This is a genomic window from Wolbachia endosymbiont (group A) of Urophora cardui (assembly GCF_964028435.1).
GTDB lineage: Bacteria > Pseudomonadota > Alphaproteobacteria > Rickettsiales > Anaplasmataceae > Wolbachia.
Genome location: NZ_OZ034774.1, coordinates 432,678 through 445,222, shown reverse-complemented (window position 1 = coordinate 445,222; position 12,545 = coordinate 432,678). Strand labels below are relative to the sequence as shown.

Below are 12,545 nucleotides of genomic sequence, written 5' to 3'. Positions count from 1 at the left end.
TTTTAGAGTATCTAATCTTATTGTTATTATAATTGGGTTTGGTAGCATTGTGTTATGGAAGATAAATTGCTTGAATCAGTAAAAAACAAAAGTTATTTCAGTAAAGCAGTCGAATGGTACTGCCATAGGTATCTGTTTTGTGTAGCAGAAAGATCTTGGATGGCATTAATAGTATCGCTTCTCCTAGTATGCTTATGTTTATTAATATTAAACATATACCTGTTATTTCCTGTTAAAAAAGATTTAAATTTTGTGAAGTACATGAACCACACAGAAGATGAGTTCTCTGCAATGCATAAGCTTAGTTTCAGTAAAAAGGAAGATGAATACACTTCCACAGCGAGGTACTTAATAAGTAAATACATTGAAATATACGAGTCCATTAAGATCGTTGAACCGAAGTACCAAGAAAATTTTATAAGAAACAATTCTATACATAAAATCTATCAAGGCTTTCAGGAAAAAACGAACAATGAAGCTGTTAGTTCACCTTCATCCAAAAGAAAAACTGCCAACATAAATGTAATAACATTATCTATTGATCGATCGACCAAGGACTTAGTTACATTTGCTGGAAATGCTACTGTAGTTTTTACAACCGAGCAAAATAAGGAGGTGAAAGATCATACTGTGGAGATTAGCTTCACTTTGTCGAGTATAAAAGCAACTCTGGCTGGTATAATACCATTTAAATTTATTGTTAATGGTTATAAATACAGATTTTAAAATATTACTTGGTAGCTAAAAAAAATAACTAAAGTGCATGTAGCAGTAATAACTGGAGGTAAAACTAGAAGAATTGGCGTTTTTTTAATAAAGTAATTCTGAGAAGGTTTTAAGAAAAAGGCATTGTAAATTATCGGTAAAAAGTACAGAGCGTTAAGTATAGTACTAACAATTAACACTAGAGTTACAAACACAGAAAGTATTACATTGCCAGAGTTGAAAACAGCTTGAAAAATGAGAAATTTACCCCAAAAAGTCGGAGCAGGCGGCACCCCTATCATAGACAATGCACCTATAGCAAATGCTGTCATGTTAATTGGCATACTGCGTCCTATACCGTGAATCTTATCTATATATTTCTCACCTGTTTTCGTTATTATTGCTCCGGCAATGAAAAACAAAGTGATTTTTGCAAATGCGTGGCAAACTAATTGAAAAATTGCAACCCTCATGCTGAGCTCACTAAAAATTGAAGCAAATAATATAATATACGACAATTGAGAGATGGTAGAGTAAGCAAGCAATTTCTTTAATTCTTTTTGCTTTAATGCAATCAATGATGCAGTAATAATAGTAAATCCAGCAGCGTACGGAAGCCACCCTCCAGCAAACCAATTTTGCTGCACAAAACGTTGTATATTATCGACGCCGAAAGTGTATAATATAACTTTTATGATGATGAAAACTCCGGATTTCACAACAGCAACAGCATGTAATAGTGCACTCACAGGAGTTGGTGCAACCATTGCTTTTGGTAACCAAAAATGCATTGGCATTAATGCAGCTTTTCCTATTCCATAAATCAGCATAGCAAAACACACTGCAATGAAAGTGATGAGTGAAGTATCAAATTTGAATATTCCACCACTTACAAAGTCTAAAGTATGAAATTCATTATATAAAAGGCCTATTGCAGGAAAAAATAATACTAAAGAAGAGAAAAATAGCACGCCAAAGTAATAGCGCCCTGCAATCATTGATTCATTTGTTGAGTTGTAAGTAACCAGAGGGTATGTACTAATAGTTAGAAGCTCATAAAAAACAAATGTAGTGAGCAAATCTCCAGAAAAAGCAATAAACATTGCACAGCTAATCGATATTGAAAAAAAGCATAGAAAACTTGAGTGATTGCCATCAGCATAGTTATTCTGCATATAACATATTGCATATATACTGGTTAGTATCCATAAAAACGATATTAATAAACTGAATATTACTCCGGTAGACTCTAGCTTTAAACTAATGTGCAAATTATTACCAAAATCCATGAGAATAAATTGAGAATGATCACCATATACCCAATATAAAGTGCACAGACACGTATACGTAAACAGAAGTACAGAAGAAATGACAGTAATACTATTGTTCACTCCGGGCCATTTACCAGTAAAAAAGATAACAAAAGCACTTAAAAGCGGAATCAACGCAGTAATTAATAAGTAATTCTCAGTAATTGAAAATGGTAAGGAAAGATACATTAAGATATAGTCCATTAAATTTTCTGTTTAGGTAAAGCTAGAATTATACTCAAATCATAGAAAAACCGCCATGTTTTTTTGGCAAACTAGTTGTTTGTGTATGCTATAGCTATACCGCCGCGGTATCTCTAGATCCCGCTAACACGTAGCGGGATGACGAATTTGTCGTTACGTCATCCCGCGATTCATTCGCGGTATCTCATCCGCTAACTAGTAGCGGGATATGAGGTTATCGTCATACCGCTGCGAACCGTCATACCGTGATTTATTCACGGTATCTCTTAGCATAGATCCCGCTAACACGTAGCGGTATGACGAACTTGTCGTTACGTCATACCGCGATTCATTCGCGGCATCTCATCCGCTAACACGTAGCGGGATGACAAGCTTATCGTCATGCCACCGCGAACCGTCATACCGCCGCGGCGCTAACTAGTAGCGGAATGACGGTTTTTCAAATTGTCGGTAAACCTAAGTCAGTTTAGCTATATAGATAGCATAAAGTCAACTGCATAAATTGAAACAATATCTGCTAGACGCAAATTATAACAAATGCAGTAGCGTAATCTCCATCGTCACTCAGAGAAAGATGAATCTTGTAGTCCTTTGAGATGAAATCCTTTCTGACAGCAATATATGGTTTTCCTCTTACATCGCTGTATATTTCTATATCTTTCATTATAATGCCCTGGCTAAATCCAGTACCTCGTGCTTTAACAAAAGCTTCTTTTGCTGCAAAGCGTTTGGCAAAATACCTTGCTCGCATTTCTTGACTATTATACTTTCTACTTAGCTCTATTTCTTTTTCAGTGTAGATTCTATTGAGAAATTTTTCCCCGTATTTTTGTAATATTCTCAATACTCTTGGTATATATACTATGTCAGTGCCGATACCGCGTATCATTTTGTGCTAAAGCGATTTATTGCTTCCTCAATCTGCATTTCTTTTACCTCTCCAGTTGCTCTATTTTTTACTTCAACTATATTTTCATCTATTGCCTTTTTTCCAACAATTATTTGCCACGGCAAGCCTATCAGATCCATTCTAGAAAATTTTACTCCTATACTTCTTTCCGTATCATCGTAAAGCACTTCATCACTTTTCAAAGCTTTGTATATTTTATCTGCAGCCTCCGTTACTTTCGTTTGTAAATTGATTAAACCAATTCTGAAAGGAGCTACCGCTTCTGGCCAGATAATTCCCTTATCATCATGAAAAGCTTCTATTATTGCACCGACAAGCCTTGAAACCCCAATGCCATACGAACCCATATGCATGTTGACATTTTTTCCATCTTGAGAAGTAACACTTGCCTTCATAGGCTTTGAGTATTTGTCGCCAAAATAAAAAATATGCCCTATTTCAATACCTTTACTAACATTTAACTGCTCTTGCGGCACAAGGCAAGTTTTAGGGTCGTGCATATCATCTGCAACTGCATATATATTCTTCAAACTTTCAACATCTTCACTTTCCAGTAGTTCAGAAAATTTATTGTCATAATATAAAGTGCTCTCACCAGTGTTTGCCAATATATGAAACTCGTGGCTCAAATTTCCTCCAATTGGCCCAGTGTCCGCTCTCACTCCAATTGGAGTAAGTCCCATGCGTTTGAAGATTTTTATGTAAGTTTTGTACATCAAATTATATGAATTCAGTGCACCTTCGTAATCTACATCAAAACTGTATGCATCCTTCATCAGAAATTCCCTACCCCTCATAACACCATAACGTGGTCTTACCTCATCACGGAATTTCCACTGGATATGATACAAACAAAGTGGCAAATCTTTGTAACTTTTTACCACATCTCTAATTAGATCAGTTGCTACCTCCTCATGCGTTGGACCGAAAAGCATATCTTCCTCATGCCTATCCCTTATACGTAGCATTTCCTTACCGTAATCATCGTAACGTCCCGATTCTCGCCAAAGATTTGCTGGTTGCACACAAGGCATTAATGCTTCAATTGCACCAGATTTATCCATTTCATCTCTGATAATATCTTCAATATTCTTAAGCACGCGCAGACCAAGCGGCGACCACGTATAGATGCCAGATGCTATCTGCTTTATTAAACCTGCACGTAAAGAATATTGATGGGAGATAATTTTAGCATGGGTAGGCTTTTCCTTTAGAGTTGGTAGGTAATATTTGGATAAACGCATATAATAGACCTGATTGTATTAAGTAATCTTAATACAATCAGACCTGTAGGTAAACTTATTTTGAAAAAGAAGGGAAGTGTGTGGTACTTCCCTTGATAATTTTATAGCTACCGTGGTCTTGGTACAACATTTTCATCCCGCTAACAAGTAGCGGGATGACGATTGTCAGGGTGTCATCCCAGCGCCCCTATGATGTCATCCCAGTGCCCAGACACCTTAGACGGGAGTATTAAATAAACTGTGTCAAACCGCATTTTTAGTTCAACTCAATTTTCAATCTGCCAGGAAAGAAAACATCAAGTTGAGAGATAGTTAATGCCCAATCATGTACAGGCATCGTCCACTTTTCCTCTGCCTTCTTTATAGCACAATATACCTGCTTATACAAGGCATTTATGCTGGTAAATGAGCCTTTGGTCTTAGTGAATTTCCTAATTTGCCTATGTAGCCCCTCTATGGGATTGGTGGTGTAGATTATCCTCCTAACTGGACCAGAATACTTAAAATAACCAGACAAGTTTTCCCAATTATTCTGCCAAGATTTTATAACCATAGGGTACTTTGTGTCCCATTTTTCATCCAATTCCAACAGATAATTCTCGGCAATTTCCTTGCTTGAAGCTTGATATACCTTCTTTAAATCGCTCAAAAAACTCTTCGCATCTTTACTGGCCACATACTTCAGTGAGTTGCGTATCTGATGCACTATACACATCTGCACTTCCGCATTAGGAAAGACACTGTTTATAGCTGCAGGAAAGCTTTTCAGCCCATCAACGCAGGCAATAAGGATATCTTCTACTCCTCTTTCTTTGAGGTCATTTAGCACTCCCAACCAGAAGTTAGCTCCTTCACTTTCAGCCAAATAAAAACCTAATACTTCTTTTTTGCCATTTTGATCTATGCCTAATATGTTATACATGCATTTACTTACGCAATGCCCGTCCTCTTTGACTTTAAAAAACCATGAAAACTATCGGATATACAGACTGCAGCGGGCGACTACGCCATTCGTTGATTACTGGTAGCAATTTGTCAGTAATACTTGATATCTCTGCCACCGATATTTTGTGATCATAAATTTCCTCAACATGTGACACTATATCTCTATAGCCCATACCACTGGCAAATGTGCTCAAAATCTTCGTTTCAAGCTCTGGATGTAAGTTTGTTTGCCTTTTTTTGACTATTTGTGGTTCGAAACTTCCTTCCCTATCTTCTTGGCGTCAAAAGCTCAAATGACCCTGCGCTTGTACGTAAAGTCTTTGCATTCCTCCCATTTCTTCGATTATTCTCTTCGCTTTCAGCCGACAAGTGGTTTTCTATTTCACCTTCCAGGCTTACCTCCAGCAACTTTTTTATAAACGGTGTTAATACCCCTGCAACAATGTTGCAACAAACATAAAACTAAAAAAAATAATTTCCCGGCAGCTTCTACTCAAAGAACGAGGAGTTGTTTTCACTTATAGAACCAACGATCAACTGACCATCTGTTTCGATGAGTGATATATGAACATATTTATATATTTTCAAGGAAAGCTCATGGGAAAAAAGAAACTGACTGTTCGTGTTAGCTATAGTTATGAACCTAATCGGTTAGCAGAATTGTACTTATTAGATGCATATAAAAAACTAGCATTAAATAAACAAGTAAATGGGAGCCAAAAGGAGAAAATTTTTGAATGTAACAATAGAATCAATTTAAGGGGGAGCAATGATAACTGTTAGTCTGTACGCGAGAGTTTCTTCAGGAAAACAAGTGCAAGGAGATACAATAGCAAGCCAAATTACTGCTATAGAGAATAAGATTAGTGCTGATGGACATAAATTACTAAGTGAATATAAATTTATTGATAATGGTTATAGTGGCTCTGATATAATACGTCCTAGTTTAGAAAAATTAAGAGATCAAATAGCAGAAGGTAATATTAATAAGGTTTATATTCATTCTCCTGATCGTTTGGCTCGCAAATATGTACATCAAATGTTATTAGTTGATGAATTTAAGAAATTGGGTGTAGAAACAGTTTTCTTGAATTGTCAAATTGACGATAATCCAGAATCTCAATTACTATTACAAATACAGGGTATGATAGCAGAATATGAACGTGCAAAAATTATGGAACGAAGTCGTAGAGGCAAGATTCACGCAGCCAATAAAGGCAGTATAAATGTAATGAGTGGAGCTCCTTATGGCTATCGTTATATAAATAAGCATATAGGAGGAGGACAAGCCTTTTTTGAAATTAATGAAGAGGAAGCTGAAGTCATTCGTAAAATGTTTTTTTGGGTGGGAAGGGGAAGAGTAAGCATTGGAGAAGTATGTCATAGATTAAGAGCTATGTCCATCGTAACACGAACAGGAAAAAGGTATTGGGATAGGAGTGTAGTCTGTCGTCTATTACAAAATCCTGCTTATAAAGGACAAGCAGCATTCGGTAAAAAAAAGCTAGGAGTAAAATTAAAACACGTAAGACCACAGAAACGCTCTTGTGAGCAACCGAAAGACAATTATTCTACTTTTCGTACTGATAAAGAAAATTGGATTTATATTCCTGTACCTAATATTATAAACGAAGATTTATTTGATATAGTTCAAGAACAGCTAACTGAAAATAAAAGAATAGCTAGGAGAAGACGAATGGGAGCAAATTACTTGTTGCAAGGTTTAACAGTATGTCAGCTTTGTCATTATGGATATCATGGTATTAGCACTTGCTCTAGCGCTCGTCGAACATATTATCGTTGTACTGGTACGGAGCGAGGTCACTTTGGTGGCAATAAAATGTGTAATAATAGAATGATTCGTACAGATGTATTAGACGTGGCTGTATGGGAAGAGGTAAAATACCTATTGAAAAATCCTACTCGGATATTAGAAGAATACAAGCGTAGACTTTCAGAGATTAAAAAATCACCATTAGATCAAAAAAGTGACTTTCTTGAGAAAAAAGAAGATCAATTAAACTGTGGCATTGCAAGGCTTATTGATGGCTATACTCAAGGATACATCAATGAAGAAGAGTTTAAACCAAGAATTAAAGCAATGAAACAAACCTTACAAATGATCGGAGAGCAAAAGAAAAAGATATTTGATCAAAAAAGACTTGAACAAGACTTAACTCTAGTGGTGACTACTTTAGAAGAGTTTTCTTCTAGCGTTAACTCAAGTCTTGATAACGCAGATTGGCTAACTAGACGTGATATCATTAGAACATTAGTTAAGCGAATTGAGATTAACCATGAAGACGTGCATATCGTGTTTCGAGTAAAAGAGCTGCCAGACTCTTTCACACACAGTGGAAAAGCGGACCAAAGTTTATTGCAACATTGTTGCAGGAGTCAATGCTCCATCTCTTCCTGTCAACGGTCTTCCTTCTCGTATAGACAACAGGATATTTGTTTCTAATTCTTTATAATCTACCAAACCGGTAGTTCTGTTTACTACTTTCTGACTCATTGTCAAACCTCCATTTTTTTATATCAATTTATTACTTTTTTTTCGGTTTGACACAGTTTATTTAACACTCCCTGCAATTGTGGTTCGCTCTAACCATACATTAAATACATCTTTATTACACTCTCCTGTGAAGGTCATTGGTGTAATAAACTTCTTTTCAATCCATCCACCTATTATACTCACTCTTTCCCACTTTTTTCCTGGAACATCAGCATATATTTTTTCTCCTCTTGGAGCTCATGCATATTCTCGGTATAGTCTATTATCAACTCCTGCTTCATCTATATATAAAATGCTACAGTGGTCTATTTTTGAGACTTTATCGATAAATTGCTGCCTATCTTCTTGATTGCGCTCTTGATAGAATGTGACTTTTTTTAAGGTTATTTTTAGCTGTTTTAACCTATACCAAATTGCACTTATTCCAAAGCCAAGGTTTTGTTTCATTTCTGCTAGTGTGTGATCTGGGTGTTTTTTAACATAGTCTACAAGTATTTTTGGGTCTATTTTCCGAATAAAACCAGTACTTTTTACCGCTTTGAGACCTTGGCCAGTAGCTTTCTTTTTTAGCCATCTATATAGTTTCTATCTCAAAAACCTCTGCAACTTCAACCTTTGACTTTCCTTTTTCTACCAAAGACACTGCTTTTTCCCTTAAATCTACACTATATACCATCGCTTTCCCTACTTTAAAAAAACATATTATACCTTTATCATTCGCTTTTGAAAATACTATAGTTTGCTTATGAGCAACCTGGATCCCAGCGTCAGCTACTCGGATGATAAAAGGAAGGAATATCGGAGTGACAAGAAAGGGATCATAGTGTGCTAGACTTTATACCTTTTGCATTCAAACTCACACAAATCATGAATTATACACGTTTCACACGAAGGCTTTTGCGCTTTGCAAACATATCTACCATGCAAAACTAGCCAGTGATGAGCATAAAGCAGGTATTCTTTTGGAACTACATTTAAAAGAGATTGCTCTGTTTTAAACACATCTTTTTCTCTCACAAGTCCAAGTCTATTGCTTACTCTAAAAACATGAGTATCAACTGCCAATGTTGGAATACCAAGTCCTGAATTTAAGAACACATTAGCGCTCTTTCTCCCAACCCCTGGTAAAGATACCAAATCATCGAAATCAGTAGGCACTTTGCTATTGTACTGCTCAATCAATATTTTGCTGAGCCCGATTATGTTTTTTGCTTTGGAATTATATAAACCAATACTGCTTATGCATTTTTTCAGCTCATTTTGTCCAAAGCTCAGCATTTTTTCTGGCGTATCAGCGATACTAAATAGCTCCTTTGTAATTTTATTAACACTGACATCGGTTGTCTGCGCTGATAGAACTATTGCAACTAATAACGTAAAATGATTGGTATAATTTAGCTCTATTTTCGGTATAGGATTTGATTGTTGAAACTTTTCAAATATCAATTCTACTTTTTTTGAATCCATTTCATTTATCACACCTCTTTTAAAGAATTAAGAAAAGAACCCCTCTTTCCCATCATATAAATACAACTTATCCATTCTCACCACGTCAAAGCTATTTTCTTCGAGTTTGATTAGCAAGTTATTCACATCAATATTTGTAATAGTTTTCTTTTCATTATTTGCGATAAACCTACAGGTTATTTGATTGCTTGAAGATTTTGAGCTTCTTGGCCAAATTGCCAGTCCTTTTGAGTATATTGCTATCATTTGCAGATTATTTAATCCTACTATTTGATCAAAATTGCTGGATTTGTCCCAAGCAAGCGTTATATCACTACCCACTAGCTTTTTAACTTTGTAATCTTGTTCGTAATTGTCTTGTACTTTATTTATTTTACTATCTGAACCACTGCTAATTATAAGCTCAGGTAATGTTGCAGGTTTCTTTCCTAGATTATCTATAACAGCTTCTGCAAATTCTTTTGTACCAACTTTCTGTTTACTTCTTTTCTCCTTATACAAATCGGCAGTGTGTATTCCATCCTCTAAAGTCTTCAGCCATGCATCGTAGATTAGTTTTGCAGTACCCACTTGACCTATGTAAATTAGCATATGCACTGCAGCATTTAAAAGACCAGAAGGATTAGCTATGTTTTTTCCTGCAATATCAGGAGCAGAACCATGAACCGCTTCAAACATCGCATATTCATTACCTATATTGCTACTTCCAGCGAGTCCCACAGATCCAGAGGTTTGTGCCACTATGTCTGATAATATGTCGCCATATAGATTTTCAGTTACTATAACATCGAAATTCTCCGGTTCTGTGGCAACACGTGCCATTCCAATATCAACTATATAATGTTCTGCCTTTATGTCCTGGTATTCCTTTGCAATGCGATCAAACGCTGCATGGAAAGTTCCGTCAGTCATTTTCATTATGTTGTCTTTAGTCAGGCAAGTTACTTTTTTTCTGTTGTGTTTTTTCGCGTATTCAAAAGCATACCTGCATATCTTCTCTGAGCCAGATCTAGTAATAATTTTAGTGCATTGGTAAGAATCACCAGTGAGCCTATGCTCTATTCCGGTGTAAACGTCCTCTTCATTTTCGCGTATCACTACGATATCAAACTTATCGAATTTATTTTCTATAACAGGATGATATGAAACGCATGGTCTGATATTTGCATACAACCCTAGATTTTTTCTGAGTGCAACATTTAAGCTCTTGTGGCCTTTACCTTGAGGAGTTGTTGTTGGAGATTTTAATAATATTTTTGTCCTTTCAATTGATTCCCAACCACTTGGAGAAATTCCGTGAGACCATTCCTTACTATAAACACGCTCACCTATTTCAATAATATCTATTGAGATTTTTGCTTCCGCTTTGCGCAATATCGACAGCACCGCTTCCATGATTTCTGGTCCGATACCATCACCATATGCAACTGTGATTGGTGTTGACATAACTTTCCTAGTTATAAATGATTTAATATTAATTCAAATAACAGAGTGGCACAAGTAGCTAGTATTATCCAAATTAGTATATTTACGGTTATTTAATAACATATTTTTATACTAGTTATGTCACAGTAGAACATGGGCAGAGTATGGATACTAAAGTAAGTTATGCAGGGATTCTGAGGCGAGTTTCAGCATGTGCGATCGACGGTGTTTTATGGATGATAATAGCACTTGTTTCACTCCTTTTTCTAAATTACGATGTAGATGATATATCTACCCATAGGATAATCCTTATGGCAACACTGCTTATAACATATATAGTATTTAATATATTAACAATAACGAAGTACGGTTGCACTCCAGGAAGACTACTGTGCGGCGTACGTATAAAAGATGCAAATACATTTAAAAACGTTACTCTAATGCAAGCAACAATAAGATACATTTTTAGGGAAGGCATTTGGGTTATTTATAATTTTCTGTCTTATCTTCTGCCTGGCTATGTTTCTGGATGCCTTTTTATTATACTAACTTTAGTTTTAATGTTTGCAATATTTGACCAACGTAAACAGACCTTTTATGATAAAATTGCAAAAACAGTGGTAATAGACTATAAACCTAGTTGATATTTTTCTTTATAGGCAGTGTATGGATAAAAACGTAAACTACTCAAAAATGATAAGGCGTATTCTAGCATTTATAGTTGATTGTATTTTATTTATCGCAATACCATTTGCTTTAATGGCGGTAGGTTTCTCACTTACACACGTAATACAAGGGATCATGGGTGCAATAATTGTAATCACCACGATTGTATTTTCTTTATTTTTAATGATACCATGTATATTTCATATATTCATGCTAGTAAAATTTGGCGGCACTCTAGGGCACTTGTTATTTAGCATGCGTGTAAGAGACAAAGATACACTTGAGCAGATCACTCTAATACAAGCAATAAAAAGAACCATCGCTTTTTTCATAATTTACTGTATATCGCTTTATAATCCTATTTTACTTTTAGCTATACTAATCCTAGTTTTAGTATGTGCAGTAGATGATGAACATAAACAAGCTTTTCATGACAAAATTGCAAACACGGTAGTGATAGATTATAAACCTAGTTGATATTTTTCTTTAGTTGTTACCACCAAGGGTGTTATTCCAGCGCGTGACGTTAGTTAGAATCCAAAAACCATGAGAGCTACAAAAAATTACTTTACAAACTCCGCCAGCCCCCTTATCATAACACTGAAGCTATTTATTTATCTTCGCAATCTCTGCAGTGGATTAATGACAAAAAACTTAATGTATTTGGCGTAAATCATGCTTAATTTTTGCACTATGTGCACCTCATGTCTTTATAAAACTTCTAGGTTTCTACCTATATAAGCTGAAACGCGCTTATAAAGCGTTTAAGACAGTAAAAGACGTCAAATAGACAAGGGAGAATTTGAATACTAGCTACCCTAGGGTTTCTTTGCCTTTTTTTCCGCTCAGTAAATTTCTTAACGTTTATAATTTAGGTTAGTCGCATTTAAAAGCAGCTAAATTGCAGCGTTTAGAATAAAAAACGCCAATATTTTGAAGTACATATAAATAACTAGCCAACCATGGGGCTTCTTTTGCCTTTTTTTTGTTTGGTAAATTTCTTAATATTTATGACTAAAGTAATTTAGGCCTACCGACAACCGTCATCCCTGTAAAGGTCAAGTATCCCGCTACGTGTTAGCGGATGAGATACCGCGAATGAATCGCGGTATGACGTAGAGTCAGCGTTAGCTATACTTTTATACTCACCAAAT

At 35.7% G+C, this 12,545-nt stretch carries 11 protein-coding genes and 4 pseudogenes; 5 read left to right on the top strand and 10 right to left on the bottom strand.

Annotated features, from left to right (window positions below):
* The first annotated feature begins 54 nt into the window (after positions 1-54).
* The gene (locus ABWU38_RS02145) at positions 55-726 is read left to right on the top strand and encodes a VirB8/TrbF family protein (protein WP_253309488.1); all 672 of its coding nucleotides are present in this window, start codon (positions 55-57) and stop codon (positions 724-726) included.
* On the opposite strand, the gene ABWU38_RS02140 is transcribed toward ABWU38_RS02145, so the two are convergent.
* The 4 genes and pseudogenes from ABWU38_RS02140 to ABWU38_RS02125 form a co-directional block, all read right to left on the bottom strand.
* Entirely contained in the window at positions 723-2,219 is a 1,497-nt protein-coding gene (locus ABWU38_RS02140; RefSeq protein WP_253309487.1) for a proton-conducting transporter membrane subunit, read from the bottom strand. The two genes, ABWU38_RS02145 and ABWU38_RS02140, sit on opposite strands and share 4 nt — an antisense overlap.
* Before the next feature lie 517 nt (positions 2,220-2,736).
* Entirely contained in the window at positions 2,737-3,108 is a 372-nt protein-coding gene (locus ABWU38_RS02135) for a holo-[acyl-carrier-protein] synthase (protein ID WP_253309486.1), read from the bottom strand.
* Entirely contained in the window at positions 3,105-4,373 is a 1,269-nt protein-coding gene (proS, locus tag ABWU38_RS02130) for a proline--tRNA ligase (protein WP_353272399.1), read from the bottom strand. Before proS ends, ABWU38_RS02135 begins: the two co-directional genes overlap by 4 nt.
* A 256-nt stretch (positions 4,374-4,629) precedes the next feature.
* Positions 4,630-5,753, bottom strand: a pseudogene (locus ABWU38_RS02125) (IS256 family transposase); the annotation flags it as partial.
* Between the two features lie 129 nt (positions 5,754-5,882).
* On the opposite strand from ABWU38_RS02125, the gene ABWU38_RS02120 reads away from it, so the two are divergent.
* Both ABWU38_RS02120 and ABWU38_RS02115 read left to right on the top strand, forming a co-directional pair.
* The gene (locus tag ABWU38_RS02120) at positions 5,883-6,101 is read left to right on the top strand and encodes a hypothetical protein (RefSeq protein WP_341819653.1); all 219 of its coding nucleotides are present in this window, start codon (positions 5,883-5,885) and stop codon (positions 6,099-6,101) included.
* A pseudogene (locus ABWU38_RS02115) lies at positions 6,088-7,209 on the top strand (recombinase family protein); the annotation flags it as partial. The gene ABWU38_RS02120 and the pseudogene ABWU38_RS02115, both read left to right, overlap by 14 nt.
* A gap of 501 nt (positions 7,210-7,710) precedes the next feature.
* Here the strand turns inward: ABWU38_RS02115 and ABWU38_RS08390 are convergent.
* The 6 genes and pseudogenes from ABWU38_RS08390 to icd all read right to left on the bottom strand — a co-directional run.
* Positions 7,711-7,833: pseudogene (locus tag ABWU38_RS08390) on the bottom strand (IS256 family transposase); the annotation flags it as partial.
* Positions 7,834-7,890: 57 nt separating this feature from the next.
* Entirely contained in the window at positions 7,891-8,016 is a 126-nt protein-coding gene (locus ABWU38_RS02110; RefSeq protein ID WP_353272397.1) for a hypothetical protein, read from the bottom strand.
* A gap of 54 nt (positions 8,017-8,070) precedes the next feature.
* Positions 8,071-8,355 (bottom strand): annotated as a pseudogene (locus ABWU38_RS02105) (IS630 transposase-related protein); the annotation flags it as partial.
* 52 nt (positions 8,356-8,407) lie between these two features.
* Positions 8,408-8,509: an IS630 transposase-related protein gene (locus tag ABWU38_RS02100; protein ID WP_253309320.1), complete on the bottom strand. Its 102-nt coding sequence runs from the start codon at positions 8,507-8,509 to the stop codon at positions 8,408-8,410.
* 152 nt (positions 8,510-8,661) lie between these two features.
* Positions 8,662-9,300 (bottom strand): endonuclease III, encoded by a 639-nt coding sequence (nth, locus tag ABWU38_RS02095; RefSeq protein WP_353272817.1) that lies wholly within the window; start codon positions 9,298-9,300, stop codon positions 8,662-8,664.
* A gap of 27 nt (positions 9,301-9,327) precedes the next feature.
* Positions 9,328-10,746, bottom strand: coding sequence for an isocitrate dehydrogenase (gene icd, locus ABWU38_RS02090; RefSeq protein ID WP_353272396.1), 1,419 nt, complete (start codon positions 10,744-10,746; stop codon positions 9,328-9,330).
* Between the two features lie 143 nt (positions 10,747-10,889).
* On the opposite strand from icd, the gene ABWU38_RS02085 reads away from it, so the two are divergent.
* Together ABWU38_RS02085 and ABWU38_RS02080 are read left to right on the top strand one after the other, a co-directional pair.
* The gene (locus ABWU38_RS02085; protein ID WP_264687985.1) at positions 10,890-11,369 is read left to right on the top strand and encodes an RDD family protein; all 480 of its coding nucleotides are present in this window, start codon (positions 10,890-10,892) and stop codon (positions 11,367-11,369) included.
* 22 nt (positions 11,370-11,391) lie between these two features.
* Positions 11,392-11,868 carry an RDD family protein gene (locus ABWU38_RS02080; protein WP_353272395.1) on the top strand — a complete coding sequence of 159 codons (477 nt, stop codon included), beginning with the start codon at positions 11,392-11,394 and terminating at the stop codon, positions 11,866-11,868.
* Positions 11,869-12,545: the final 677 nt, after the last annotated feature.